Source organism: Sandarakinorhabdus sp. DWP1-3-1, assembly GCF_049896705.1.
Taxonomy (GTDB): domain Bacteria; phylum Pseudomonadota; class Alphaproteobacteria; order Sphingomonadales; family Sphingomonadaceae; genus Sandarakinorhabdus.
On record NZ_JAFCUV010000001.1, the window covers coordinates 820334 to 846816 of the forward strand.

Genomic DNA, 26483 nt, shown 5'->3' on the forward strand with positions numbered 1-26483 from the left:
CGAGGCTGTTACAGGCAAGGAATGAAAGCCATCATAGCCTTGGCGCTGTCGGCGCTATCCCTGTCGCCGGTCGCGGCCGCTCCGGCCGATCCGCTGCTTGTCCAGATCGTCGCCGGGGCGCGGGCCGTGCCGCCGGCAAGCATCGCCTTCGAACGGTCGGTGCGCACCTTGGCACAGGAAGGCGCGGCGGCACCGGAAACCCAGCTGCGAACCGAACGCTGGGACGGCAAGGTCCTCACACCGCTCACTGTCGGCGGCAAGCCGGCCTCTGCCGAGGACGTCGCCCGCATCCGCAAGGCTGCGGCCGCCCGGCCGATCGCCGGCTATTACCGCATTGCGGACTATCTCGGCGGCAAGGCCCGCCGGGTCGCCGATGCCCAGGGCCGCACAGTCTATCGTGTCGAGGGGTTGCCCAAAGGCAGCATCGATATCGGCAAGGACATATCGGCTAATCTGGTCGCCGAGGCGCTGGTCGACACCAGCGGGCCGGTGCCGTTCGTGTCGCGCCTGCGGATCATGCTGGCCAAGCCGCTGTCGTTCTTCCTGGTCGCCAAGCTCGACACGTTCGAAGTCGTCAACGAGTACAAGCCGGGACCCGGCGGCCGCCCGGCGCTGGTCCGCCAGACCCAATCCCTCGCCGGCGCGCAGTTGGGCAAGGCCGGCACGACCCGCACCGAGACGATCTATACCCCGACACGCTGACCCCCCTACGGGTCGCCGTTGCCGTCGCGTGACACCCTGCCGCAATCGGTGTGCCATTATATCCTTCACTTGTGGCAGGCGCTGCGCATCGGTAAGCCTCTGCCCATGACCCCAGCCGCTTTGCAGATGCTGCCCCTGGCGCTCGCGCTGATCGCGTCTGTCCCCCTGCCCGTGCCAGACAGCCTGCGCGATCGTGTCATCGCCGATGCCCAGGCGATGCCCCCGGCCACCCTGGTATTTGAACGGACGACGCGGTCGGTGCGGACCGGCGGCGGCACCACGACCAACCTGCTGAAGGTCGAACGCTGGGATGGTCGGCGTTGGCAACTGGTGTCGATCAACGGCAAGAAACCGACGTCGGGACAACGCGAGGAGGCGCAGAAGCTGGCGGCTGCCTCGCCGGTCCCCGGCTATCACCGCATGGCAGTGCTGTTGTCGGGCGCGACCGAGCGAACGACCGACAGCCAAGGGCGGACTGTTCTCAAGATCCCGGTCCTTCCCGCCGGCTCGGTGCGGACCGACAGCGCCGATATCTCGTCGCATCTCCAGGCCGAGGTCGTGCTTGCCACCCGCGCCGGCCAGCCCTGGGTCGAACGTGTCAAGGTGACGTCGCGCGAGCCGTTCCGGATGAACATGCTGATCAAGGTGCTGACCTTCGAGCAGACCAGCGAATATCGGCTAGACGACCGCGGTCGACCGCGGCTGGCCAGCCAGGTTGCCGACAGTGCCGGCACCATGTTCGGCTTTGCCGGTGGCGAGAAGAGCGAAGTCACATACGCGTATCGCTAGTTGCGAGCCAAACGCTGGCCCTCTAGCCTGCCGCAAACGTTAAGCAAGGGCTGATCATGACATCGATGCGTTTCCAGGGCACCTCCGGCTATGTCGCGACCGACGATCTGAAGGTTGCCGTCAATGCCGCCGTCACGCTGCGCCGGCCATTGCTCGTCAAGGGCGAACCCGGCACCGGCAAGACCGTGCTCGCCCAGCAGATCGCCGATGCCTTTGATGCGCCGCTGATCGAATGGAACATCAAGTCGACGACCAAGGCGCAGCAGGGCCTGTATGAATATGACGCCGTCAGCCGGCTGCGCGACAGCCAGCTTGGCGATGCCCGCGTACACGACATTTCCAATTACATCCGCAAGGGCAAGATGTGGGAGGCGTTCACCGCGCCCAAGCTGCCGGTGCTGTTGATCGACGAGATCGACAAGGCCGATATCGAGTTTCCGAACGATCTGCTGACCGAGCTCGATCGCATGGAGTTCGACGTTTATGAAACCGGCGAGCGGGTGAAGGCCGAAGCGCGGCCGATCGTTATCATCACCAGCAACAATGAAAAGGAGCTGCCGGACGCGTTCCTGCGCCGCTGCTTCTTCCACTATATCAAGTTTCCCGACCGCGAGACGATGGAGGCGATCGTCCGCGTCCATTACCCCGACATCCAGAAGACGCTGGTTGCCGAGGCGATGAACATCTTCTTCGACATCCGCGAAGTGCCGGGCATGAAGAAGAAGCCGTCGACATCGGAGCTGCTCGACTGGCTGAAGCTGCTGATGCACGAGGACCTGCCGATCGAGGTACTGCGCAATCGCGACACCAAGTCGCTGATCCCGCCACTGCACGGCGCCCTGCTGAAGAACGAGGCGGACGTGATGCTGTTCGAACGCCTCGCTTTCATGAGCCGGCGCCAGGGAGGCTGACGCCGCAACGGGTCACTGTCGGCGGGGGCGGCACAGCATGGCGAGCGGAGAAGCAGGCCTCGCCGCCGCGCTAGCGCCGGCGGGTGTCGAGGTCGCCAGAACCGCCGGACTACAGGGCGGCAGCGTGCGCCTGCACCGACTCGACGGCCTTCGCGGCTACCTGCTGTCGATGATGTACCTGGTGCATTTCACCGCCATGGGCCAGGTGTTCGGCACAGACTTCGTACTCGCCCGCTTGCATCATTCCGTGCTGCTGCCGGTGTTCGATGCCGAATATCTGGTGCCGCTTTCGGGATTCGTCGCGGCGCTCGCCTATATCGGTCACTATCGAAGCCAGGGTTTCGGCGGCGCCCAGCGCGTCGTTTTGCGCCGCGTCCGTGCGCTCTACGGCTATCAGGTGGTGACCTGCCTCGCGGTGTTGCTGCTGCCTATTATAGCGTTCGGCCGCGCCGGGATGCCGGTCGACGCCGCAGGCGTGCCTGTCCTTTGGCAGAGCATCGGCGCCGCATTCACCTTCGTCTACCAGCCCGGCAACCTGCAGATCCTCATCCTGTTCATGGGTGCCATGCTGTTCATTCCATCGGCGATCCGTCTGCTCGATGGCTTCGGGCCGATCGTGTTCATAGCAGTCCTTGTCGATGCATGGCTGATCGCCGATGCGGGTTTCGATACCGCCATGGGCGACTGGATCATGGCCAGTATCGTCCCATGGCGTGACTATATCCGGATCAGCGGCGCGTTCAACCTGCTGTCATGGGGTGCCTTCTTCTATTTCGGTTTCACCATCGGCTGGCTTTACAAGACCCCACCGGCATCATTGCTGGCGATGGATGGCAAACTGATGGACCGGCTCCTCGTCGCATGCCTGCTGGTCTGCGCCTTCTTCTACCTGGGGCGCGTTCTCGACAGTGCTTCGATGTTGGACAACGACAGCCTGTTCTATCCGGCGCGCGACCTGCTGTCGGTGCAGGCCGTGCTTTGTGTTGCCGCCACCAGCTACACCATCTTCTATCTCTTCATCCGGTCCGACCGGTCAGGGCGCTACCCGACCCTGGTGCAGTGCCTCGATGCGGTCTGCAAGGCGCCATGGCTGGTACTGCTCGGACGCAACAGCCTGTTCGTCTACAGCGCGCATGTCATCATCGTCGCGGCGCTTGCGTGTTTCCTGACGCCTGTCCATCGTCCGGTCGGTCAGGGCACGCTGCTGGCGCTGTGCGCCTTGGGCTATGCGGTGCTGCTCGCCCTCGCCGCCGCCAAGCAGCGCTGGCTGGCGAAGCTGCCCTGACGGGGGCGTCAACGCAGATGCGGCAGCGACCAGTCGCCGACCAGGGCTGCCGTCCGCAGCGCAAAGATCACCAGCCCGCCGGCGAGCACCGCGCGGCCGCGCGCCACTCCGAACCGACGGACGAGCACGACGATCAGCGCGGCACCCGCCAACGCCGCGGTTGCGTAGAAGTCCGCACGCAGGACATGCGGCACCTGCGCGGTCAGGATATCGCGGAGGATGCCGCCGCCGCAGCCGTTGACGGTGGCGATGATGATCGCCCCGGTGCTGCTGATCCCACAGTCCAGCGCCTTCTGCGTGCCGGCGAGCGCCGCCAGCGCCAGCCCGACGGCTGCGAAGACGTCAAGCGTCAGCGGCGGCGTCAAGCCACCGACCGGGCCGAACGCGAACGTGACCACGGCCGTGCCCGCCGTCGCCAGCAGCGCCAGGGCGGCGTAGCGCCAGTCCCGGAACGCCGATGGCGGATGCTCGCCCAGCAAGAGATCGCGCATGACGCCGCCGCCGACCGACCCGACAAAGGCCAGGACCAGCAGCCCGAACAGGTCGAGACCCGCATGGATGCCGACGATCGCGCATTCGATCGCCAGCAGGAACGTCGCCGCCAGGTCGACGGCGGTCAGCAGATGATCGCGAATGCGCATCAGCGCAGCATGAGGCCGCCATCGATCGCGATGCTCTGCCCGGTGATGTAGCTGGCAGCCGGCGACGCCAGAAACACGATGGCATCGGCAATCTCGCGCGGTTCGCCCCAGCGCCGCATCGGAACCGCCTTCAGCAGCTTTTTCTCGTACGCCGGATCGACCCGCATGCGCTCGGTCATCCGCGTCGCGATGAAGCCCGGCGCCACCAGGTTCACGCGCACGCCCTCCGTTGCCCATTTGTCGCCGAGCGCGCGGGTCAGGCCGAGCAGCCCCGCCTTCGATGCGGTGTACGCCGGTGTTTCCTTCAGCGCGAGAAACGACGCCAGCGAACCGACGTTGACGATGCTGCCGCCGCCGACCTTCAGCAGCGGAAACAGCCTGACGCTCAGGTCCATCACGGCGTTAAGGTTGAGGTCCATGACACTTTCGAACTGGTCCTGGTCATATTCATTGGCGCTGCCGCCGCCGGCATTGTTGACGAGCACATCGAGCGCCGAGAAGCGCCCGGCCAGGTGCGCCCGCGCCGCGGGGGTGGCGAGATCGGCCTGGACATAGGCAACACCCGCCAGCGGATCGTCATAATCGCTAAAGCTTGCGCGCGTGCCGGTTACGGTCACTTCGGCGCCGAGGTCGCGCAGCGCCGCGGCGGTCGCATGGCCGATGCCCTGGCTGCCGCCGGTGACCAGCGCCGTCTTGCCATTTGCCCAGCTCATGCGCTCAATCCTCCATCGATGGTCAGTGACGTGCCGGTAACATAGGCCGCCAGTGGCGAGGCCAGGAACAGGATCGCCCCGGCAATGTCGTCGGGCTCGCCGATGCGGCCAAGGGGCACCTGGCGCTCCGTGGCGGCGAGGCGATCGGCATCGGCCCAGGTGATCGCGGTCATCTTGCTGCGCACCAGCCCCGGCGCGACCAGGTTTACCCTGATGCCCTCCCGCGCCAGCGCCTGCGCCAGCGTCCGTGTCAGCGTCAGCAGCCCGCCCTTCGATGCCGAATAGGCCGGCTGGCCTATGGTGCCGCGAAAGCTGGCGACCGAGCCGATGAAGACGATGCTGCCCCGCGCGGCAGCCAGCGCGCTGCGGAACCGCATCGCCAGCTGCATAGGTCCCGTCAAATTGGTGGCGAGCACATCGGCAAAGGTGTCGATCTCGAATTCCTGCCGCCGGTACGCGACCTTGGCCCCTGCCACGACCAGCGCATCGAGGCTGGCGATGCCCGGATCGAAAGCGGCGACCGCGTCGCGGTCGCCCTGGTCGAGCCGGTGGTACGTCATGCCCGACAGGTCGCCGTCTTCCCCGGCATAGTCTGCGGCAGCGGCGCGGGTGCCGGTCACCACCACGCGCGCGCCGCCGTCGCGAAAGCCACGCGCCGCGGCGTTGCCGATCCCGGTGCTGCCCCCTGTCACAAGCACGGTCTTGCCGGCAAAATCGAACGCGCCCAAGGCTCAATCTCCTGATTGGGGCGGAGTGTTGGCGATGGGCATGCTCGACGGCAAGGTGGCGGTTGTGACAGGCGGCGGGCGCGGCCTGGGGCGCTGCCATGCGCTGGCGCTGGCGGCGGCGGGGGCACGCGTCGTCGTCAACGATCTCGGCGGCAGCGTGCTCGGCGAAGGCAGCAGCGACGCCGCGGCAGAGGTGGTTGCCGAAATCCAGAACGCCGGCGGCCAGGCGGTCGCCAACCTGGCCAGCGTCGCCGACTGGGCCGGCGCCGAGACCATCATCGCCCAGGCCGTGGCGACCTACGGGGGCCTCGACATCGTCGTCAACAATGCCGGTATCAACCGTCCGGCGTCGGTGATCACCATGACCGAGACCGATTTCGACCTGGAGATCGGCGTGCACCTGAAGGGCACCGCCGCCGTAAGCCATCATGCCGCGCGGTTCTGGGCCGAACGCGGCCCGGCGGCGGGGCGCGCCATCGTCAACACCACCTCCCCCGTCGGTGTCCATCCGATGCCCGACGGCGGCGCCTATGGTGCGGCCAAGGCCGGCATTGCGGCACTCACCCAGGTCCATGCCCAGGAGCTCGCCGGGTTGGGCGTGCGGGTCAACGCCATCGCGCCCTGCGCCCGTACCCGGATGGTCATGGCCTCGCCGAGCGTCGACCAGTTGATGCCGCGCGGCGCCGATTTCGACCGACATTCCCCCGAGCATGTCTCGCCGCTGGTCGTCTACCTCGCCTCGCCGGCGTGCCGCTTCACCGGCCGCGTGTTCGGCGTCGAAGGGCCCGACGTGGCGCTGTACACGCCGTGGAGCGCCGAACGGCTGTTCACGCACGACGGTGGATGGAGCCCCGAAGCGCTGGCGCTGGCGCTCGCCGACGAACCCGAGCAAGCTGCGATCCGGGCCTTTTACCCGGGAGGTCGGATCGAAACCGTGTCGCCACCCAATCGCACCCTCAAGGCCCTGAAAACCGCTGGATGACGGCGCCGCGTACTCGTTTTGCCGGTGTCCGCGACCGCCTCGAATCGCTCGAATTCGGCTCGCGCTGGCAGGCCTGGGGCTTCGAATTCCTGCTGTTCGGCTTCAAGCAGGCTTGGGCCTGCCTGTTCGGCGGGCTGATGCTGGCGCTACTGCTGGCGACGCATCTGTTCTACCCGGCCGACGCGGCGCTGGCGCGCTATGACTTCCTGACCCTCGCCGCGCTGTCGATCCAGTTGGCGATGCTGGCGCTGCGGCTCGAGACCCTCGACGAGGCGCGGGTCATCCTCGGCTTCCACATCGTCGGCACCATCATGGAGCTGTTCAAGACCATGATGGGCTCCTGGACCTATCCCGAGCCCAGCCTGCTCCGCATCGGCGACGTGCCGCTGTTCTCCGGCTTCATGTACGCCGCGGTCGGCAGCTATATCGCCCGCACCTGGCGCGGTTTCGGCTTCGGCTTTCGGCGGTATCCGCCGCGCTGGCAGCCGACCCTGCTGGCGACAATGATCTATGCCAACTTCTTCACCCATCACTTCGTGCCCGACCTGCGCTGGGGCCTGTTCGCCGTCACCGCCTGGATCTTCCGCAGCACCTCGGTCGAGTTCACCGTCTTTCGCGCCCGCCGCGCCATGCCGCTGCTGCTCGGTTTCCTGCTCGTCTCGCTGTTCATCTGGTTCGCCGAGAATATCGCCACCTTCGCCAATGCCTGGCGCTATCCTGCACAGGCGCATGGCTGGTCGATGGTGCCGCTGTCGAAGCTCGGCGCCTGGTACCTGCTGATGATCATCTCCTTCGTGCTGGTCTCACGGCTGCACGACCCCTCTCCAAAGCGGGCTTTGCAGCCGGCGCAATGATGGTAGAGATTGCCCCATGTTCCTGACCTTTCTCGAAGAGCTGCGCGCAGCCAAGATCCCGGCATCGCTGAAGGAGCATCTGCTGCTGCTGGAGGCGCTGAAGGCCGACGTCATCGACTGGTCGATCACCGATTTCTATTACCTGGCGCGCGCGACCTATGTGAAGGACGAGGGCCTGCTCGATCGCTTCGATATGGTGTTTGCCAAGGTCTTCAAGGGCCTGGAACCGACCGTTGAGACCGGGACTGCGGAAATCCCGGAAGACTGGCTGCGCGCCGTCGCCGAGCTCAACCTCTCGGCCGAGGAACTGGCGGAGCTCGAAAAGCTCGGCTGGGACAAGCTGATGGAGACGCTGAAAGAGCGGCTCGAGGAACAGAAGAAGCGCCACGAAGGCGGCAACAAATGGATCGGCACCGCCGGCAAGTCACCGTTCGGCGCGCAAGGCTCGCACCCCGAGGGCGTCCGCATCGGCCAGGACAAGGGACGCAACGGCAAGGCGGTCAAGGTCTGGGACAAGCGCGAGTTCAAGAACCTCGACAATTCGGTTGAGCTCGGCACCCGCAATATCAAGGTGGCGCTGCGCCGCCTGCGCCGCTTCGCCCGCGACGGTGCCGCCGACGAACTCGACCTTGCCGAAACCATCTCGGGCACTGCCAAAAAAGCCTATCTCGACATCGTCATGCGGCCGGAGCGGCACAATGCGGTCAAGCTGCTGCTGATGCTCGATGTCGGCGGCTCGATGGATCCGCATGTGAAGGTCTGCGAGGAGCTGTTCTCGGCTGCGCGCAGCGAGTTCAAGCATCTGGAATTCTTCTACTTCCACAATTGCCCCTATGAGGCGCTGTGGAAGGACAACAAGCGGCGCTGGGCCGAACGCACGCCCGTCATGGAGTTGCTCCACAAATTCCCGCATGACTACAAGCTGGTGTTCGTCGGCGATGCGTCGATGTCACCCTATGAGATCAACTATCCCGGCGGCTCGGTCGAACACTGGAACGAGGAAGCCGGCGACGTCTGGATGCAGCGGATGCTCGACGTCTATCACTCGGCGGCCTGGCTGAATCCAATCCCCGAAAAAAGCTGGGGCCACAGCCAGTCGATCCAGATGATCAAGACGATCATGGAAAACCGCATGTACCCGCTGTCGCTCGAAGGCCTCGATCGCGCGATGCGCGAGTTGACGCGATCGCACTAGGGGAATTTGGCGAGCGAGAGCAACGCGCTCGCCAGCACAGCTACTTGCTGTCGGCCCCCTTCGCCGCCAGTTGCGCGCCCTCGTCGCTGGCCAGGAACTTCGCCTGTTCGCCGACATAGGCACGCACCGCCTCGATCTCCTCGGGCTTGAACCATTTGGCAAAGCTGACCATGCCGCGGTCCTTCAGGATGCCGCCGTGGACGACCGCCGCCCAGGTCTGACGGTCGCTCAACGCTCCCGATCGGCGCAGATCGGGCACCAGCCCGCTCGAACGCGCGCCGGCGCCATGGCACAGGCCGCAATTGCCTTCGAAGATATCGGCACCGAGCGCGATCTGCTGCGGCGTGAACTTGTCGGTCGGCGGGTTCGCAGCCGCCAACGTCGGCGCGTCATAAGGCGGCAGCTTGGCCGTGCCGCCCAGCTTGAAGACCAGCATGCGGCCATTGGGCTGGATACGCTGCGGCCCGTCGACATAACCCGTCGACAGCGGATAGGCGCCGCCATAACCGGCCGAGACGGCGACATATTGCACGCCGTCGACGGTATAACTAACCGGCCCCGCCATCACGCCGGTCTGTGCGTCGAAACTCCACACGGTCTTGCCGGTGGCGGCGTCGAAAGCCTGGAACTTGCCCTTGGCATTGCCCTGGAAAACCAGATTGCCGGCGGTGGCGAGCGCGCCGCCGTTCCACGGCCCGTCATACTGGACGCGCCAGACTTCCTTTTGCTTGACCGGATCCCAGGCCAGCAGCTGCCCCTTCAATATGGCGCGGGTTGCACGCGTCTGCGCGGCGTTGTTGGGCGGCGCGTTCAGCGCGGCGACGACGGCGATGTTCCAGGCGCCCTGCTTGTGCTTGTAGCCGGCGTCGTTCTGATAGGCGAAGGGCACTTCCTGTGCCGGTAGATAAACCAGGCCGGTCTTGGGGCTGAAGGCCATCGGGTGCCAGTTGTGCGCGCCGAGTGCCGAGGGCGTGACCAGCGCCGTCCCGGTGCGATAGCGCGCCTCAGCTACTTCGATCGGCCGCCCGGTGCCGGGATCGACGCCCGTCGTCCAGCTTTGCGGCACAAAACCCTTGGCGCTGATCAGCTTTCCGGTTTCGCGGTCGATGACGTAGAAAAACCCGTTCTTCGGCGCCTGCATCAACACTTTGCGAGGCTTCCCGTCGATCGGCAGCGTCGCCAGGATGATCGGCTGGGTCTGGGTGAAATCCCAGGTTTCGCCGGGCGTGCCCTGGTAATGCCAGATGTACTTGCCGGTATCGGGGTCGAGCGCCACCACCGAGGACAGGAACAGATTGTCGCCCTTTCCTTCCGATCGCACCTGGTGATTCCAAGGCGACCCGTTGCCGACGCCGATGTACAAGCGATCGAGCTCCGCATCATAGACGATGGCATCCCACACGGTGCCGCCGCCGCCCGCCTGCCAGTATTTGCCCGACCAGCTTTCGCCGGCCTTGGCCTTCAGTACCTCGTCCGACGCCTCGCCATCGGGGCCTTTGGCGGGGTCGCCAGGGATGGTGTAGAACCGCCAGGCCTTCTTGCCCGTCATCGCATCATAGGCGGTGACATAGCCGCGCACGCCCAGCTCGGCGCCGCCATTGCCGATCAGCACCCTGCCCTTCACCACCCGCGGCGCGCCGGTGATCGTATAGGGCTGTTTCTGGTCGAAGGTGACGACCGACCATTTCACCTTGCCCGTCGCCGCATCGAGCGCGATCAGCCGGCCATCGAGCGCGCCGACAAAGATCATTCCGCCCCAGGCCGCCACCCCACGGTTGACGACATCACAGCACGCCGAATGGCCGCGATCCTTCGATACTTCGGGGTCGTAGGACCATTTCACGGCCCCGGTGGCGGCATCGAGTGCCACCACCTTCGACCAGGCACTGGTGGTGTACATCACGCCGTCGATGACCAGCGGGGTCGCCTCCTGGCCGCGGTTGCTGTCGAAATCATGCGACCAGGCGAGCCCGAGCTTGCCAGCGTTGCCGGCGTTGATCTGCTCGAGATTGGCATAGCGCTGCTCGGCATAGCTGCCGCCATGGGTCATCCAGTTGCCGGGCTCTGCCGCGGCGTTCAGCAGCCGCTGCGCATCGACACTGGCGGCGCGCGTGGGCATTGCCGCATCGCCCTGTCCCATCGGCACCAGCCACATCGCTGCTGCCAACGCCGCGACACTTGCGCCCGCCAAGATCCGCATATCCCCGTCCCCATCGCTTTTATCGTTGGCACGGAGACTATCAGCGTTCATCCCGGCCGCAAGCACATCAAAGTCGCAGGCCCTTGCGGCCTGCCCACAGGGAGCAACCCGCCATGACGACCGCCTTTTCCAGCCGCGCCGCCCGTTTTCGCGCGGCGCACGCCGGCCCCGAGCTACTGCGCCTCGCCAATGCCTGGGACGTCGGCTCGGCGCGCCTGATCGAAAGCCTGGGCGCGCCCGCCATCGCCACCACCAGCGCCGGCATGGCCTGGTCACTCGGCTTTCCCGATGGCGACGCGCTGCCGTTGTTCCAGCACCTGAATGCCGTTAAGGCGATCGTCGCTGCCGTGAAGCTGCCGGTCACCGTCGACATCGAGGGCGGCTATTCGGATGAACCCAAAGAGGTCGGCGCCGCTGTCGGCCGCTTTGCCGCCGCCGGCGCCGTCGGCATCAACATCGAGGATGGTGCCGGCACGCCCGAGTTGCTCGCCGCCAAGATCAAGGCAGCCAGGCGCCCCGACCTGTTCATCAATGCCCGCTGCGATGTCTGGCTGCGCGCGCTGGCGCCGGGCAAAGAGCACGCCGAAACCATGCGCCGCGCTGCAATCTATGCCGCCGCCGGCGCCGACTGCATTTTCGTACCCGGCGTCACCGATGCCGACGCGATCACGCGGCTGGCGAGCGATATCCGCGACCAGTTCGGCCTGCCGCTGAACGTGCTGGCACGCGACGGCGTCCCCGATGCCCCGGCACTGGCGGCGATGGGCGTTCGCCGCCTCAGCGCCGGCTCCGGCATCACCCAGGCCGTCTATGGCCTGGCGCGCACGCTGGCCCACGATTTCCTGACCGGCGACGCCAGTACCGTGCCCGGCACGATCACCTATGGCGAGATCAACTCCCTGATGGGCTGACCGGCACCGGCAGGCTGTTGATCCAGGCGTTGAAGACGATGACAACACCGGCAACGATCATCAGCGCCGCCTTGGTGCGGTTGCCGCCCGGCTGGCGGACCAGCCAGATGCCGGTAATGATCAGTGCCAGCGCCGCGGCAACCGACAGGGCGAAAATGATCTGTGGAGCTTCGTTCATGGTCAGTCGGCCAATGTCTGGCGGACGGCATGGGCCCAGGCGGCCCGGCGTGTCGTCCGGGTTGCATCATCGACGTTCGGCGTGAAACTGCGATCCGGCGCCGACATCGCCGCCGCTGCCGCGCCGAGGTCGGGCCACAGCCCCGCCCCGACCCCCGCCAGCATGGCTGCCCCAAGTGCCGTCGTCTCGATCACCCGCGGCCGTTCGACGGTCACGCCCAGGCTGTCGGCAAGATTCTGGCACAGCCAGTCGTTGGCGACCATGCCGCCGTCGACCCGCAGCGCCGCCGCCGGCACGCCGTCGGCGGCCAGCGCATCCACAAGATCGGCCGTCTGCTGGCCCATCGCTTCCAGCGTGGCGCGCACGATATGCGCCCGCGTCGTGCCGCCCGACAGGCCGGTCAGCGTGCCCCGGGCCGTCGGCTGCCAGTGCGGCGCCCCCATGCCGGCCAGCGCCGGCACAAAGACCACGCCGCCGCTGTCGGCCACGCTCTGCGCCAGGGCCTCCGTCTCGGCGCTGCTGCCGATGATCCCCAGCCCGTCCCGCAGCCACTGGACGGCAGCCCCGGCGGTAAAGATTGCCCCTTCCAGAGCATAGGCCGGCACACCATCCAGCCGCCACGCGACCGTTGACAGCAGGCGATGCGTCGATGTCGGCGGGCGCGCCCCGGCATGGGCCAGCAGAAAGCAGCCGGTACCATAGGTCGCCTTCAGCTGCCCCGGTTCCAGACAGGCCTGGCCGATCGCCGCCGCCTGTTGGTCGCCGGCGCTGCCGGTGATCGGTGTTTCGCCACCGAGCAGCGCCGTCGTTGCCAGCGCCCCGGCACAGTCAACGATGGTCGGCAGCACAGCCTGGGGCACACCGATGAGTTCGCACAGCCCCGTGTCCCATGCGCAGCTGGCAAGATCCATCAGCAGTGTCCGAGAGGCATTGGTCGCATCGCTCACATGCCGCGCCCCGGCCGACAGTTTCCAGATCAGCCAGCTCTCGACCGTACCGACCAGCAGTCGCCCGTCCCGCTCTGCCGCTGCCACCCGCGGCCAATTGTCCAGTGCCCAGCGGATCTTGGTGCCCGAAAAATAGGGATCGAGCAGCAGCCCGGTCTGCGCCTGCACCGCCGCCTCATGCCCTGCAGCCTTCAATGCCGCACACGCATCGCCGGTGCGCCGGTCCTGCCAGACGATGGCATTGGCCAGCGGCTCGCCGGTCAACCGATCCCAGAACACGATGGTTTCGCGCTGGTTGGTGATGCCGATCGCCTTGATGCGGGGCGCGCCGACCTGGTCGGAGACATCGATCAGGCAATCCCGGCTCAAGCGCCAGATCTCGGCGGCGTCATGCTCCACCCAGCCGGACTGCGGATAATGCTGGGTGATCGGCCGGCCACAGCTGGCAACGATGGCGCCGCGCGTGTCGAAGGCGATCGCCCGGGTGGAGGTGGTCCCGGCGTCGAGAACGAGGATCAGATCGGCTGTCATGCCGCCTTCCCTAAACCGGCAGTGCCGACTAGTTAACCCCGCATCACATGATGACCGCCAGCCTCGACCGCATACACGACCTGCTGATCATCGGCGGCGGCATCAATGGCGCCGGCATCGCCCGCGACGCATCGGGCCGCGGGCTCAGCGTCGCACTGGTTGAGGCCGGCGATCTCGGCGGTGCCACCTCGAGCGCTTCCACCAAACTCATCCACGGCGGCCTGCGCTATCTCGAATTCTACGCCTTCGGCCTCGTCCGCAAGGCGCTGGCCGAACGCGAGGTCCTGCTCGACATCGCGCCGCACATCAGCTGGCCGCAAAGCTTCGTGTTGCCCCATGCCGGCAGTCGCCCGCTATGGATGCTGCGCGCCGGCCTGTGGCTCTATGACAATCTCGCCCGGCGCAAGATCGTGCCGGGATCGTCGCGCATCGACCTGCGCCGGGATCGCGCCGGCCGTGCGCTCGATGCAAGGTACAGCGCCGCGTTCCGGTACTGGGATGGCTGGGTCGACGATGCCCGCATGGTCATCGCCAACTGCCAGGATGCCCGCAACCGCGGCGCGCTGATCCTGCCGCGCACCCGCGTCACCCGCGCCGAATATGACGGCAGCCTGTGGCAGGTGACGCTCGGCGACGGCCGCAGCCTTCAGGCGCGCCGCATCGTCAACGCCGCAGGGCCCTGGGCGTCCGAGGTGGCCCGCAGTGTGCTTGGCCGCAACGATGCGCCGGCGTTGCGGCTGGTGCAGGGCTCCCACATCGTCACGCGCCGCGTCCACCTCGGCCGCGACGCCTACATGTTCCAGCAGCCCGACGGCCGCATCATCTTCGTCATTCCCTACGAACGCGATTTCTCGCTGATCGGGACGACGGAGCGCGACATCGAGGCGCCGGAAGCCGCGAAGATCACCGTCGACGAGACCGATTACCTGCTCGCCGCCGCCAATCGCTATCTGGCGCGCCCGCTGACACATGACGATGTCGTCCACAGCTTTGCCGGTGTCCGCCCGCTGATCCTCGAAGCCGGCAAGGGCGACCGCGAGACGACGCGCGACTATCGCCTGGTCGAACACGATGGTGTGCCGGCGATGACGGTCGTCGGCGGCAAGATCACCACCTACCGCGTGCTCGCGGAGGATGTGCTGAAACGCATTGCGCCGAAATCAAAGCCCTGGACCCATACGGCGGCGCTGCCAGGCGGCGATGTCGACAAGCTGCCGGGTGAAACCGGTCAGCAGGCCTTTGCTCGCTGGCTTGCCAACCTGGTTGCGGCCAACGAGGATTACGACCCCAGGCTGGTCAAGCGGCTGGCGATCACCCTCGGTACTGCCGCCGAACCCCTGCTTGCCGCCGGGCTCGGCGCCAACATCGGCGGGATCTTCGAGGCCGAGCTGCAGCATTACGTCGACGCCGAATGGGCAACCAGCGCCGACGATGTGCTGTGGCGGCGTACCAAGCTGGGCCTGCACATCGGCAGCGCCGGCCGTGCCGAGGTCGCGCGCTGGTTCGGCGAAGCGGCCGGACCGACCAGCGTCGACACGCCGGTCACACACCGCTTTGCAACTCCGGGCGCCTGAGAGCGACGCTGTCGTTCAGCCCGCCTCGGCGAGGCAAGCAGCGAACACCCCGGCCTCGACATTGCCGCCCGACAACACCACCAGCACCGTCTTGCCGGCAAGGTCCATGCGGCCCGCCAGGGCTGCCGCCAGCGCCACCGCGCCGCCCGGCTCGACGACCAGCTTCAACTCGCGAAAGGCAAAGGCCACCGCCTGGGCGACTTCGCCCTCGCTGACGACATGGCCGACGGCGCCATGAGCCTGTAACGTGGCAAAGGTCAGTTCCGACATGCGCAACGTCTGAAGAGCATCGCAGCGCGTCGGCTGCGGGTCGGTGACCGGCACGATCGCATCGCCGGCAAGGCTGCGGGTGACGTCGTCCCAATTCTGCGGTTCGACGGCGATGACAGGCAGCTGCGAGCCGACGGCGAAGCCGCTGGCCAGGCCGCCGCCGCCGCAGCAGACCAGCGCCAGATCGGCTGTCACATCCATCTTTGCAAGGTCCGTGACCGCCTCCAGGCCCGCGGTGCCCTGCCCGGCGATGACGTGGCGATCGTTGAACGGCGGCACGACAACGGCGCCGCGCTCGGCCGCGATCGCCGTCGCGATGGCGTCGCGGTCCTCGGTCAGCCGGTCATAGAACACTACTTCGGCACCATGGCCGCGGGTCCGCTCGACCTTAATGGCGGGTGCGTCGCTCGGCATCACGATCGTCGCCGGCATTCCGAGCAGCCTGGCTGCCAGCGCAACGCCCTGGGCATGGTTGCCCGACGAAAAGGCGACGACGCCGGCGCCGCGCTGGTCGGCCGGGATCGCCGACAGCCGGTTATAGGCGCCGCGGAACTTGAAGGAGCCGGTACGCTGCAGATTCTCGGCCTTCAGGAAAATCCGTGCCCCGGTCAGCGCATCGAGCGTGTCGCTGCGCACCAGCGGGGTTCGCACCGCCACACCGGCAATTCGGGCGGCGGCTGCAACGACCTCGCCGAGCGTCACAGTGGAAGTCATTGAAAAAGCCCCTTTTCCGGTCACGCTGAACCTATAGACAAGCTGTTGAAAGGGCAACGGAAAACACTGTTTTTTACGGATGTGAAAAAACGGCTTTACATGGGGGGGGCGCGACCCTAGATACGCCCTCCGCTGCCCCATGGGACTTCCACCGCAAGGCAGCTTTGGTGACGACGCAAGTCGTCACGCTTTGCCCACCCGGAGGTCCCTTGAATTGCACGAAAACCATAACGCGCTGGGGGTAGCGCTCGGCCAGAAGCCGACCCAACCCGTCACCCTTGTCCGGCCGCACGCCGCGCATCGCGCTGCCCGTTACTTCCTCGAGAAGTTTCCGGGTACGTCGATGTATGCGGTGAAGGCCAACCCCTCGCCGGACCTGATCCGGGCGCTGTGGGATGCCGGCATCACGCATTTCGACGTCGCCTCGATCGCCGAAGTGCGCCTGGTGCGTGGCTTGCTGCCGCATGCGACCCTGTGCTTCATGCACCCGGTCAAGGGCCAGGAAGCCATTGCCGAAGCGTACAAGGTCCATGGCGTTCGCACCTTCAGCCTCGATTCGCTGACCGAGCTCGACAAGATCGTCGAGGCGACCGCCACCGATGGTGTCGCCGCGACCGACCTGACGCTCTGCGTCCGGCTGCGCGTGTCGTCGTCGCACAGCAAGCTCAGCCTGGCGTCGAAGTTCGGCATCGCTGCCGAGGATGCCGCGCCGTTGCTGATGGCCACCCGCCAGGCGGCCGATGCGCTGGGCATCTGCTTCCACGTCGGTTCGCAGGCGATGAGCCCGCAGGCCTATGCCGAGGCGCTGGCCCAGGTCCGCGTCGCCATTGTCGCTGCCGGTGTCACCGTCGACGTCGTCGATGTGGGGGGCGGTTTCCCGTCGATCTACCCGGGCATGGAGCCGTCGGCGCTCGATGGCTATTTCGAAGTCATCAGCCGCGGCTATGAATCGCTGCCGGTGTCCTATTCGGCCGAGCTGTGGTGCGAGCCGGGCCGGGCCCTGTCGGCGGAATATGCCAGCGTCCTCGTCCGCGTCGAGGCGCGCAAGGACGATGTGCTCTACATCAACGACGGTGCCTATGGCTCGTTGTTCGATGCGGCGCACGTCGCCTGGCGGTTCCCGGTCGCGCTGGTCCGCGGTACCGATTCGCGGGCCAAGACGATGGGCTTCAGCTTCTACGGGCCGACCTGCGACGACATGGACTTCATGCACGGGCCGTTCGACCTGCCCGCCGATATCCAGGCTGGCGACTATATCGAGGTCGGCATGCTGGGCGCCTATGGCTCGGCGATGCGCACCGGTTTCAACGGCTTCACCGCCGGTGCGACGGTGATCGCTCGGGACGAGCCGATGGAAACCGCCTATGGTGTCACGGAAGAGTCCGACGCCAAGGTTATACGACTCCGCTAATTCCCTGCCCCGGCGCGAGCCGGGGCAGCTTACCCGCTCGGCGCCGGAATGATCCGGCCGCGGGCGACGCTGTTGTCAGCGTCGTGCCAGTGACACGCCACTGGAGGCACTGAAAATGACCGAGCAGATCAACCAGCAGCGCAAGGCCGAGCTGCTGTCCAAGGTTGTCGAGCACATCGACATCCGCAGTTTCGACGCGCGCCCGATCATCGACGGCATGGCGAACATGAGCTTCACCTCGCGCGATCTCGCCCGTGCCACGTCGATCTACAACCAGATGCTGTCGGACCCCGACTGCACCATCTTCCTCGTCATCGCCGGCTCCACCAGCGCCGGCGGCTGCATGGACCTGTATGCCGAATTGCTGCGCAACAACATGATCGACGGCATCGTCGCCACCGGCGCCAGCATCGTCGACATGGATTTCTTCGAAGGCCTTGGCCACAAGCATTACCAGGCGCTCGAGGTGCCCGACGACGACACGCTGCGTTCGCTGCTGATCGATCGCATCTACGACACCTATATCGACGAAGAGCAGTTGCAGGATTGCGACCACACCATCCTGGAAATCGCCAACAGCCTGGAGCCCAAGGCCTATTCGAGCCGTGCCTTCATCCGCGAGATGGGCAGGTATCTCGTCGAGCACGGCAAGAAGGACAACAGCCTCGTCAAGCTGGCGTACGAGCATGACGTGCCGATCTTCTGCCCGGCGTTCGTCGATTCATCGGCCGGCTTTGGCCTCGTCAAGCATCAGGTCGACCGTGCCAAGGAAGGCAAGCCGTACATGGTGCTCGACGCCATCGCCGACTTCCGCGAACTGACCGACATCAAGATCAAGGCCGGCACCACCGGGCTGTTGATGATCGGCGGCGGCGTGCCCAAGAACTTCATCCAGGACACCGTCGTCTGTGCCGAGATCCTGGGACATGACGACGTCCAGGTCCACAAATATGCGGTGCAGATCACTGTCGCCGACGTCCGCGACGGCGCCTGCTCTTCGTCGACGCTGCAGGAGGCCGCCAGCTGGGGCAAGGTCAATACCGGCATCGAGCAGATGGTCTTCGCCGAAGCCGGCTCGGTGATGCCGCTGCTCGCCAGCGACGCCTATCACCGCGGCCACTGGAAGGACCGTGCCAAGCGCGCGTGGGGGAAGATGTTCGCCTGACGGCGAACGCCGGTCAAGATGTCCGCCTGAGCATTTGACACTTTCGCAATGAAATCCGACCCTCCGTGGCAACACGGAGGGTCTTTTCATGCACAGTCCGATACTCGCGCCGGTAGTAGCGCTCGTTGCCTGGACGCTGATCATGCTGGTCTGGGCCGTCATAGTCCGCATCTCCGAATTCGCCCGGGTCGGGATCGACATCAACAAGGTCCGCGGCAGCAAGCCCGGTGGCCTCGACGGCGTGCTCGCCGACCAGGCGCAGTGGAAGATGCACAACTACATCCACCTGACCGAACAGCCGGTGCTGTTCTACGCCATCTGCGGCGTGCTGGCCGTGACTGGCACCGGTGGCGGCTTCAACGCCCTCCTCGCCTGGTCCTATGTTGGCCTGCGTGTCGTCCACAGCATCGTCCAGTCGACGAGCAACATCATCAAGCTGCGCTTTGCGTTGTTCGCGCTCAGCACGCTGGCGCTGATGGCGATGACGCTGCACGCCGCACTGGCGCTCGCCTGGCACTGATCAGCTTTTCTCATACTTCCAGTTGATCTTCTTGCCCTCTGCCGCCTGCGCCACGGTCGTCGCAATGCGCTTTGCCCGCGTTGCCGGCTGCTTTGCCCCCAACACCCAATCGACATAGTCGCGCCGCGCGCCGGGCGGGAAAGCCGCGAACGCAGCCCCCGCCGCCGGCTCCGCAGCAAGGGCCGCCGCGAGATCGTCGGGCACCGCAGCCGGCGCTTTCGGCGCCGCCGGTGGTCGCGGCCGTGCCGGCCGGCCAGCCTGCGCCAGCGCCGCGGCGGCGTTCAGTCGCTCCACCAGCAGCGCGTCGCCGGGCAGATCGGCGACCGACGCCAGCTTGCCGAACTGCCCCATGCCGTCGCCGGTCGCCATCGCGCTGCCATCGAAGATGCCGAGGCCGGCGTGGGCCTTGAACGCCGCCATCATAGCGATATCGCGGCCATTCAGCTGGAAGAACGGCATGCCCCATTTCATTGTCTCGGTCGCCGCCGGCAGGAATGCGTGAACCAGGCCCCGCACATGGCCGAGGATCGGTTGGGCAAAGGGCAGCGCCTTGTCGATATAGGCGGTGACGCGCGGGTCGTGGGGCATGGTGGCAACCTCCCGAACCGCAAGGAAACCGGCATTTCGTGGCGTTGGCAAGTCTATCGGCGAAATTGCGCGACCAGCTCGACATGCGTCGACCAGCGAAACTGCGCCACCGGCCACAGCCGCTCCAGGCGATAACCACCCTTGACCAATGTCTCAGCATCCCGGGCGAAGGTGTTGGGATTGCAGGATACGGCAACTACCGTATCGACCCTTGACGCCGCCAGCATCGCGGCCTGCGATTGCGCGCCCGCGCGCGGCGGGTCGAAGACGACCGCATCACACGCCTCGAGCTCGGCCGCCGTCAACGGCCGGCGGAACAGGTCGCGGTGCACCGTCTTCACGCGCCGACCATGGGCGCGCGCCGCCGCGGTCAGCGCCTGCACCGCCGGCCCCGCCGCATCGACCGCGAACACCTGGGCGGCCTGCGAGAGCGGCAAGGCAAAGGTGCCCAGCCCGCAGAACAGGTCGGCGATCCGCCTGGTCCCGCCCACCGCCTCGGCGACCGCCGCGACCAGTGCCGCCTCCCCCTCTCGCGTCGCCTGCAGGAACGGCGCCGGCGGCAAGGCGACCGGCACGCCGCCCATCGCCAGTAGCGGCTGGCGCGCCTCCATGACCGTCTCGACACCATGGGCGCCTTCGATCGACAGCCTCGCCAGGTCGTGGACGGCGGCGAAATCGGTCAGCCGCTCGATATCGACCAAACGCTCGGCGGCGACATTGGCGAGTAGCGCATCGATGCCGGTGTCGCTCTCGGTCAACGTCACGCCGGCACCCTGCCCATCGGCCAGCGCCGTCCGCAGCAATTCCCGCAGCGGCGCAACCAGGGCGAACAGCGCCGGCGTCAGCACCTCGCACTGGTGCATGTCGATAATCTGGTGGCTGGCCTCCGCATTGAAGCCGAGCGCCAGCTTGTTGCCGCGCTTGACCGCCCGCAGCGACGCCCGGCGGCGGCTTTTTGGCGGTGACAATGCCACCGGCGCCACCCAGCCCGGCACAATGCCGACGTGGCCGAGCGCGCCGACGATGCGATCGGCGACGAAACGCGCATAACCGTCGTCGGTGATATGCTGCAGCTGGCAACCGCCGCATTCGGGGAAATGCCGGCACGGCGGCGTCGCATGGCCCGGTCCGGCCAGGATCGTCACGGTGTCACCGTCGAACAGCGCGGCGTCGCCAATGGCCGCCCCGAGCACAAACCGCCCGTCGGCGGTGACCCCGTCGCCGCGGGCCGCCAATCGCACCACAGGCACGGCCTCGCTCACAAGGCGCCCAGGACGGCGGACAACAGCCCCGGAATGTCGTCGGCGATCAGGCCCGCCCCGCCGCGGATGCCGGCATCGCCGTGCAGCCAGGCGCCGGTCGTGGCCGCGTCGAACGGCGACAGGCCGCTCGCCAGCAACGCGGCGATGATACCGGTCAGCACATCGCCCGATCCCGCCGTCGCCAGCCACGGTGCGGCATGAGTGTTGACCGCCACCCGCCCATCGGGCGCGGCAATGATGGTCTCGGCGCCCTTCAGCAGTACGACGGCATCCGCGACATTCGCCGCCGCCTGCACCGCCGCGATGCGGTCCGATCCCGGTGGCCCGAACAGCCGCGTGAACTCCCCCTCGTGGGGCGTCAGCACGAGCGACACGCGGCCAGCGGCGAAGCGCGCGGGATCCCCCGCCAGGCCCAGGGCGCCGGCGTCGATCACGACCGGTGCCTCGCCTGCCAACGCCTGCAGCAGCCAATCCCGGCTGCGCTGGTCATCGGCGAGGCCCGGGCCGATGGCGATCGCGCCGGTGCGCGGGTCGGCAAGCAGCGCCAACCCGGCTGCATCATCCCGCTGCATGATCGCATCCGCCGGCACCCCGGCATCCGGACCGACCAGAGTTACCAGTCCGGCCCCGGCCCGCAGCGCAGCCAGCGCCGCCAGCCGCGCTGCACCGGGCGCTGTCCCGCGGATGACCAGCACCGCGCCGCGCTGATATTTGTGGGTGTCGGCGGGCAAGGCCAATGTTGCCTGCTGCACGAGCACGGTCGACGACGGCACGGCGATGCCGATATCGGCGATGACGACCCGCCCCGACAGCAGACGCCCGGCGCCGATCGCGTGGCCGCGCTTCATCGCCCCGAAGGCGACCGTCAGGTCAGCCGGCAGCGGTCGCCCGAGCATTGCACCCGTCGCACCATCGACACCGCTCGGGATGTCGAGCGCAACGACCGCCGCTCCCGCGCACCGCAGCCGATCTAGTGTCGCCTGGGTCTCGTCATCCAGCGGCCGTGCAACACCGGTCCCATAGAGTGCGTCGACAATCACCGGCGCCGGCGCAGCGGATGCCAGCGCCTCGATCGGTCCTGTCCAGCGCGCCGCCATCGTGGCCGCCGGCTGGGATCGGGGCGGTCCGCTCGCCGCCACCCGCACCATTACGCCGGCCGCCTGCAGCAACAGCGCCACGCCATAACCGTCACCGCCATTATTGCCGGGCCCGCACAGCACCAGCACCTCACGGCGCGGTGCATAGCGTCGGGTCGCCAGCGCCGCCGCTGCGGCCGCACGCTCCATCAGGACGAGGGCCGGCGTCCCATCGGCGATCGCCCGCTGCTCGGCAGCACGCATCTCGCCGGGGGTCGGCAGCGGCAGGCCCGGCGCTGGAATCAGCATGAGTGACTTGTCTTCATCGGTGCGCCGTGTATCAAGCCGCGCAGATGCTGGCGCGTACCAAATTGCTGTTGCTGGGCCTGATGGGCCTGTCCGCCTGTGCGCCGTCGCCTCTCTATGTCGGCAATTCGCGCGCTCCGAGCCTGGCTGAAGTGCCTCGCGACAGTCGCGGCGAACCATTGTGGAACGATATCCGCGCGCCGGTGCCCGTGCCGCCGATCCAGCCCTATCCGACCGGCCAGGGCATCGCCATCCAGCCGCCCCCGGGTGCCGTGCCACTGACGCCCCCGCCGCCGCGCTAAGTCAAATATCGGCGAACATGTGGGTTTCGGCCCGTGCGCCCGGGTGGGTAACGGCGCCGTTTCGCGCCGGGCCGACGTTCTGGCCGAACCGCCAGATTGCCCCCGACTGGTAATCGTGGCGACGCGGGACCCAGGCCGCGCGCCGCGCCGCCAGTAGGTCGTCAGCCACATCGAGCTCGATCGTGCCAGCCTCCGCGTCGATGCTGATGATGTCGCCATCTTCGACCAGCGCAATCGGGCCGCCTTCCGCTGCCTCCGGCCCGACATGGCCGATGCAGAAGCCGCGGGTCCCGCCCGAAAATCGCCCGTCGGTGATCAGCGCAACATGCTCGCCGAGCCCCTGCCCGTACAACGCCGCCGTCGTCGACAGCATCTCGCGCATGCCGGGACCACCCTTGGGGCCTTCGTAGCGGATGACGACGACACTGCCCGGCAACACCCGCCGCGCCTCGACGGCGGCGAAGCAATCTTCCTCGCAATCAAACACCTGCGCCGGTCCGGTGAACTGCAGTCGCGCCATGCCGGCCACCTTGACGATGGCACCGTCCGGCGCGAGCGAGCCCTTCAGCCCGACGACGCCGCCCGTAGGCGACAGCGGCGCACTGACCGGATAGATGACCTTCTGGTCCGGGTTCCAGGTGATCTCGTCGATGTTCTCGGCGAGCGTCTTGCCACTGACGGTCATGCACTCGCCGTGCAGGAAACCGGCGTCGAAAAGCTGCTTCATCACCATGTAAACGCCGCCGGCGTCGTACATGTCGCGGGCAACATACCTGCCACCCGGCTTCAAGTCAGCAATGTAAGGTGTTGTCTTGAATATCTCGGCGACGTCGAACAGGTCGAAATCGATCCCCGCTTCATTGGCCATGGCCGGCAGGTGCAGCGCACCGTTTGTGGACCCCCCGGTGGCGGCAACAATGCGCGCGGCATTCTCGAACGCCTCACGCGTGCAGATATCGCGCGGCCGGATGTTGCGCTCTATCAGAGTCATGATCTGGCGCCCGGCAGCGATGGCAATGTCGGCGCGGCTGGCATAGGGTGCCGGCGCCATGTTGCTGTTCGGCAGGCTGAGGCCGATCGCTTCACCGACGCAGGCCATGGTGTTCGCCGTGAACTGCCCTCCGCAGGCGCCATGGCCAGGGCATGCGACCTTTTCGAGCGCGGTCAGCCGCGCAATCGGGCAGCTGCCGGCCGCATAGCCTCCCACCGCCTCGAAGACGTCGACCACCGTCACGTCATTGCCCTCGAACCGGCCTGGCAGGATCGAGCCGCCATAAACAAAAATGCTGGGCACGTTCAGCCGGAGCATCGACATCATCATGCCAGGCAGCGACTTGTCACACCCCGCAAAGCCGATCAGCCCGTCATAACAATGACCCCTGACCGAAAGTTCAACCGAGTCCGCAATGACTTCGCGACTGACCAGCGACGACTTCATGCCCTGGTGGCCCATGGCGATGCCATCGGTGACCGTGATCGTATTGAAGCGCCGCGGCATGCCACCAGCTTCATCAACACCCTGTCGGCAGACATCCGCCTGGGCATCGAGCGTGGTGTTGCACGGTGCCGAATCATTGCCGGCCGACGCAATCCCCACGAATGGTCGCGAAATCTCTTCCTCGGTCAGCCCCATCGCGTAATAGTAGCTGCGGTGCGGCGCCCGTTCGGGACCGACCGAGACGTGGCGGCTGGGCAGGCGCGATTTGTCGAAGCGGGGCGGAACGGGGTTGGACATGACGACTCCGGCAAGAATTGCGGGTCTCGTTGCGCGCAACGACAGTGCGCGTCAAGGCGTCCCGGAGATATTATCTTGCGTTGAAAGGTCATCTGATGGGCGTCACCGGCTTTGGCGGCTTGTTTTTTCGGTCGCGCGATCCTGATGCGCTTGGCGCCTGGTATCGCACCCATCTCGGTGTCGGCGCGGGTTGCAACGCCTCGGGGACAGGCGACCCCGACGACTGGTACTGGCGGGCGGATGGCGGCCCCACCGTGTTCGCACCATTCAAGGCTGACACCGACTATTTCGCGACCGACAAGGCCTTCATGATCAACTTCAGGGTGAGCGACATCGCCGAGATGATCGTGGCCCTGCAGGCCGCCGGCATCACGGTCGAAACTCGCGCCGAATGGGACGATCCGGCGACCGGTCGTTTCGCCCGCATCCACGATCCCGAAGGGAACGGCATCGAACTGTGGGAGCCGCCCGCCTAGCGGAGCGCGCGCAGCACGTGGTGAATCGTGTCGGCCAGCACCGTCGTCCAGTGCGCCACTCCGGCGGCATCGGCGATCCCGTCGTTGCGAATTTCGACCCCGAGATAGGGCAGTCCCGCCGCCTCGGCATGGCGGTTCATCGTGTAGTTGAGGTCGCGGCCCGAATAGGGCTCGTTGTCGCCGACATGCAATCCGCGCGCCGCCAGCGCGGCGATGCCAGGCCGCGCGGCGCGATCGTCGCTGTTGTAGAGTATGCCCACCGGCCATGGGCGCGCCAGTTCCGGCGCGGTTGCCAGTCTTGGTGTGAAGCTATGGATGCTGACCAGCATCTCCGGGCGCCGCCGCGCGATCTTGGCCGCGATCGCCGCGTGATAGGGCGCGTGGATCGCGGCGATGCGCAGGTCCCGCTCCCCCGCCCCCGCCGTCACATTGCCTGTGATGACGTGGCCGTCGCTGGCGATCGGCACCAGTCCGGCGACGTGCGGATCGCGGTTGAGATCGATGACGAGGCGCGAAACCGTCGCAATGATCGCCGGCGCGGACAACGACCGGGCCAGCGCCTCGGCCAGCGCAGCGGTGCCGATATCGACGGCGATATGGTGATCGAGCAGCGCCGGATCGATGCCGAGGTCAACCCCCGGCGGCACGGCATTCGACGCATGGTCGGCAATCAGCAGCAGCGGCGCCGCGCCATCGATCATCCGCGGCGCTGTCACGCCACGAACACCGGCTTGCGCTTTTCAAGGAAGGCCGCGACGCCTTCCTGGAAATCGGCGCCGGTAATGGCCTCGTCGAAGCCGGCCGCCGACGTTGCGTCGTCGTCGTGGGCGCCTTCGGCGATGCGCCGGATGATGGCCTTGCTGGCGCGCTGGCTTGCCGGCGACACCGCGATGATGCTGTCGGCAAAGGCGGCGACTTCGCCCTCCAGGTCCTCGACGACCTGCTGCACCAGCCCGATGCGCAGTGCCTCGGCGGCGTCGATCAGCATGGCCGAGAACAGCAAGCGTTTGGCCTGCGCCGGGCCGACAAGATCGACGAGCAACCGCGTGTCATGGAGCGGATAGACAAGGCCGAGCTTTGCCGGCGTGATGCCCAGCCGCGCCCGCCGCGAAGCGATCCGAACGTCGCAGGCCAGCGCAATCCCGCAGCCACCGCCGACGGCATCGCCATCGATCATCGCAACGGTCGGCTTCGGCGCCCGCGCCAGCGTCACCTGGGTGGCGCGAATGGCAGCCTGGTTGCGCGCCCGCCAGACCGGATCGGGGGCCGCCGTGGCGAACTCACCGATGTCGGCGCCGGCGCAGAACGGCCCCGGGTGTGCCGACTGGACAATCAGGATTCGAACTGCCGGATCCGACATCGCCGCTTCGACCAGCGTCGGGAACGCCTCCCACATCGCCTGGTCCATGGCGTTCCGGCGCACCGGCCGATCGATGAGCAGGCGGGCGACGCCGCCGTTGCGGGCAAGATGGAGGTGCGGATTGGACATCGCCAATCCATAGGCGGGCGCGCGCCCA

At 66.9% G+C, this 26483-nt stretch carries 27 protein-coding genes; 14 read left to right on the forward strand and 13 right to left on the reverse strand.

Going from position 1 to position 26483, the window contains the following annotated elements; genetic code table 11:
• The first annotated feature begins 21 nt into the window (after positions 1 to 21).
• The 4 genes from ACP7AI_RS03840 to opgC all read left to right on the forward strand — a co-directional run bounded on the left by ACP7AI_RS03840 (position 22) and on the right by opgC (position 3687).
• Complete coding sequence (locus ACP7AI_RS03840) at positions 22 to 702, forward strand: hypothetical protein (protein WP_426164255.1); 681 nt, start codon at positions 22 to 24, stop codon at positions 700 to 702.
• A gap of 105 nt (positions 703 to 807) precedes the next feature.
• Positions 808 to 1491 carry a hypothetical protein gene (locus ACP7AI_RS03845; protein ID WP_426164257.1) on the forward strand — a complete coding sequence of 228 codons (684 nt, stop codon included), beginning with the start codon at positions 808 to 810 and terminating at the stop codon, positions 1489 to 1491.
• Positions 1492 to 1556: 65 nt separating this feature from the next.
• The gene (locus ACP7AI_RS03850; protein ID WP_426166550.1) at positions 1557 to 2402 is read left to right on the forward strand and encodes an AAA family ATPase; all 846 of its coding nucleotides are present in this window, start codon (positions 1557 to 1559) and stop codon (positions 2400 to 2402) included.
• Between the two features lie 37 nt (positions 2403 to 2439).
• On the forward strand, positions 2440 to 3687 hold the full coding sequence (gene opgC, locus ACP7AI_RS03855; protein WP_426164260.1) for an OpgC domain-containing protein: 1248 nt from the start codon (positions 2440 to 2442) through the stop codon (positions 3685 to 3687).
• A gap of 8 nt (positions 3688 to 3695) precedes the next feature.
• On the opposite strand, the gene ACP7AI_RS03860 is transcribed toward opgC, so the two are convergent.
• The 3 genes from ACP7AI_RS03860 to ACP7AI_RS03870 are packed head-to-tail and all read right to left on the reverse strand — an operon-like array spanning position 3696 to position 5769.
• Complete coding sequence (locus ACP7AI_RS03860) at positions 3696 to 4328, reverse strand: trimeric intracellular cation channel family protein (protein WP_426164262.1); 633 nt, start codon at positions 4326 to 4328, stop codon at positions 3696 to 3698.
• Positions 4328 to 5041 carry an SDR family NAD(P)-dependent oxidoreductase gene (locus ACP7AI_RS03865; RefSeq protein WP_426164264.1) on the reverse strand — a complete coding sequence of 238 codons (714 nt, stop codon included), beginning with the start codon at positions 5039 to 5041 and terminating at the stop codon, positions 4328 to 4330. The genes ACP7AI_RS03860 and ACP7AI_RS03865 overlap by 1 nt, the downstream gene beginning before the upstream one ends.
• Entirely contained in the window at positions 5038 to 5769 is a 732-nt protein-coding gene (locus ACP7AI_RS03870; RefSeq protein WP_426164267.1) for an SDR family NAD(P)-dependent oxidoreductase, read from the reverse strand. Before ACP7AI_RS03870 ends, ACP7AI_RS03865 begins: the two co-directional genes overlap by 4 nt.
• 34 nt (positions 5770 to 5803) lie before the next feature.
• On the opposite strand from ACP7AI_RS03870, the gene ACP7AI_RS03875 reads away from it, so the two are divergent.
• From ACP7AI_RS03875 to ACP7AI_RS03885, 3 genes are read left to right on the forward strand one after another with little or no spacing between them, the layout of a single operon-like run.
• Positions 5804 to 6751 carry an SDR family NAD(P)-dependent oxidoreductase gene (locus tag ACP7AI_RS03875; RefSeq protein ID WP_426164269.1) on the forward strand — a complete coding sequence of 316 codons (948 nt, stop codon included), beginning with the start codon at positions 5804 to 5806 and terminating at the stop codon, positions 6749 to 6751.
• Entirely contained in the window at positions 6748 to 7605 is an 858-nt protein-coding gene (locus ACP7AI_RS03880; RefSeq protein WP_426164272.1) for a DUF817 domain-containing protein, read from the forward strand. Before ACP7AI_RS03875 ends, ACP7AI_RS03880 begins: the two co-directional genes overlap by 4 nt.
• Before the next feature lie 16 nt (positions 7606 to 7621).
• A complete protein-coding gene (locus ACP7AI_RS03885; RefSeq protein WP_426164275.1) occupies positions 7622 to 8800 on the forward strand; it encodes a vWA domain-containing protein in 1179 nt (392 codons plus the stop codon).
• Between the two features lie 40 nt (positions 8801 to 8840).
• Here the strand turns inward: ACP7AI_RS03885 and ACP7AI_RS03890 are convergent, their stop codons facing one another.
• Complete coding sequence (locus ACP7AI_RS03890; RefSeq protein ID WP_426164278.1) at positions 8841 to 11000, reverse strand: PQQ-dependent dehydrogenase, methanol/ethanol family; 2160 nt, start codon at positions 10998 to 11000, stop codon at positions 8841 to 8843.
• 113 nt (positions 11001 to 11113) lie between these two features.
• On the opposite strand from ACP7AI_RS03890, the gene ACP7AI_RS03895 reads away from it, so the two are divergent.
• Positions 11114 to 11911, forward strand: a complete 798-nt coding sequence (locus ACP7AI_RS03895; RefSeq protein WP_426164281.1) for an isocitrate lyase/PEP mutase family protein — start codon at positions 11114 to 11116, stop codon at positions 11909 to 11911.
• On the opposite strand, the gene ACP7AI_RS03900 is transcribed toward ACP7AI_RS03895, so the two are convergent.
• Complete coding sequence (locus ACP7AI_RS03900) at positions 11892 to 12089, reverse strand: hypothetical protein (RefSeq protein WP_426164284.1); 198 nt, start codon at positions 12087 to 12089, stop codon at positions 11892 to 11894. The two genes, ACP7AI_RS03895 and ACP7AI_RS03900, sit on opposite strands and share 20 nt — an antisense overlap.
• 2 nt (positions 12090 to 12091) lie before the next feature.
• Entirely contained in the window at positions 12092 to 13567 is a 1476-nt protein-coding gene (glpK, locus tag ACP7AI_RS03905; RefSeq protein ID WP_426164287.1) for a glycerol kinase GlpK, read from the reverse strand.
• Positions 13568 to 13614: 47 nt separating this feature from the next.
• Between glpK and glpD the strand changes: the two genes are divergently transcribed.
• Positions 13615 to 15141, forward strand: a complete 1527-nt coding sequence (gene glpD / locus ACP7AI_RS03910) for a glycerol-3-phosphate dehydrogenase (RefSeq protein WP_426164290.1) — start codon at positions 13615 to 13617, stop codon at positions 15139 to 15141.
• Between the two features lie 15 nt (positions 15142 to 15156).
• Here glpD and ACP7AI_RS03915 read toward each other — a convergent pair whose 3' ends face one another.
• Positions 15157 to 16125: a threonine ammonia-lyase gene (locus tag ACP7AI_RS03915; protein WP_426164292.1), complete on the reverse strand. Its 969-nt coding sequence runs from the start codon at positions 16123 to 16125 to the stop codon at positions 15157 to 15159.
• Positions 16126 to 16339: 214 nt separating this feature from the next.
• Between ACP7AI_RS03915 and ACP7AI_RS03920 the strand changes: the two genes are divergently transcribed.
• The 3 genes from ACP7AI_RS03920 (at position 16340) to ACP7AI_RS03930 (ending at position 19221) form a co-directional block, all read left to right on the forward strand.
• The gene (locus tag ACP7AI_RS03920; RefSeq protein ID WP_426164295.1) at positions 16340 to 17536 is read left to right on the forward strand and encodes a type III PLP-dependent enzyme; all 1197 of its coding nucleotides are present in this window, start codon (positions 16340 to 16342) and stop codon (positions 17534 to 17536) included.
• Between the two features lie 115 nt (positions 17537 to 17651).
• Entirely contained in the window at positions 17652 to 18701 is a 1050-nt protein-coding gene (locus ACP7AI_RS03925; RefSeq protein ID WP_426164298.1) for a 1,9-bis(guanidino)-5-aza-nonane synthase, read from the forward strand.
• Positions 18702 to 18789: 88 nt separating this feature from the next.
• Entirely contained in the window at positions 18790 to 19221 is a 432-nt protein-coding gene (locus ACP7AI_RS03930; protein WP_426164301.1) for an MAPEG family protein, read from the forward strand.
• Here ACP7AI_RS03930 and ACP7AI_RS03935 read toward each other — a convergent pair whose 3' ends face one another.
• The 3 genes from ACP7AI_RS03935 to ACP7AI_RS03945 are packed head-to-tail and all read right to left on the reverse strand — an operon-like array spanning position 19222 to position 22456.
• Positions 19222 to 19809 carry a YdeI/OmpD-associated family protein gene (locus ACP7AI_RS03935; RefSeq protein ID WP_426164304.1) on the reverse strand — a complete coding sequence of 196 codons (588 nt, stop codon included), beginning with the start codon at positions 19807 to 19809 and terminating at the stop codon, positions 19222 to 19224.
• Between the two features lie 53 nt (positions 19810 to 19862).
• On the reverse strand, positions 19863 to 21071 hold the full coding sequence (locus ACP7AI_RS03940) for a class I SAM-dependent RNA methyltransferase (RefSeq protein WP_426164307.1): 1209 nt from the start codon (positions 21069 to 21071) through the stop codon (positions 19863 to 19865).
• Complete coding sequence (locus tag ACP7AI_RS03945) at positions 21068 to 22456, reverse strand: NAD(P)H-hydrate dehydratase (protein WP_426164310.1); 1389 nt, start codon at positions 22454 to 22456, stop codon at positions 21068 to 21070. The genes ACP7AI_RS03940 and ACP7AI_RS03945 overlap by 4 nt, the downstream gene beginning before the upstream one ends.
• A gap of 44 nt (positions 22457 to 22500) precedes the next feature.
• Between ACP7AI_RS03945 and ACP7AI_RS03950 the strand changes: the two genes are divergently transcribed.
• Positions 22501 to 22755: a hypothetical protein gene (locus tag ACP7AI_RS03950; RefSeq protein ID WP_426164312.1), complete on the forward strand. Its 255-nt coding sequence runs from the start codon at positions 22501 to 22503 to the stop codon at positions 22753 to 22755.
• 1 nt (position 22756) lies between these two features.
• Here the strand turns inward: ACP7AI_RS03950 and ilvD are convergent, their stop codons facing one another.
• The gene (gene ilvD, locus ACP7AI_RS03955) at positions 22757 to 24490 is read right to left on the reverse strand and encodes a dihydroxy-acid dehydratase (RefSeq protein WP_426164314.1); all 1734 of its coding nucleotides are present in this window, start codon (positions 24488 to 24490) and stop codon (positions 22757 to 22759) included.
• A 95-nt stretch (positions 24491 to 24585) separates the two neighbouring features.
• Between ilvD and ACP7AI_RS03960 the strand changes: the two genes are divergently transcribed.
• On the forward strand, positions 24586 to 24966 hold the full coding sequence (locus tag ACP7AI_RS03960; protein ID WP_426164316.1) for a VOC family protein: 381 nt from the start codon (positions 24586 to 24588) through the stop codon (positions 24964 to 24966).
• Here ACP7AI_RS03960 and ACP7AI_RS03965 read toward each other — a convergent pair.
• Together ACP7AI_RS03965 and ACP7AI_RS03970 are read right to left on the reverse strand one after the other, a co-directional pair.
• Complete coding sequence (locus ACP7AI_RS03965) at positions 24963 to 25682, reverse strand: N-formylglutamate amidohydrolase (RefSeq protein WP_426164318.1); 720 nt, start codon at positions 25680 to 25682, stop codon at positions 24963 to 24965. The genes ACP7AI_RS03960 and ACP7AI_RS03965 overlap by 4 nt on opposite strands.
• Positions 25679 to 26455, reverse strand: a complete 777-nt coding sequence (locus ACP7AI_RS03970; RefSeq protein WP_426164320.1) for an enoyl-CoA hydratase/isomerase family protein — start codon at positions 26453 to 26455, stop codon at positions 25679 to 25681. The genes ACP7AI_RS03965 and ACP7AI_RS03970 overlap by 4 nt, the downstream gene beginning before the upstream one ends.
• Positions 26456 to 26483 lie beyond the last annotated feature (28 nt).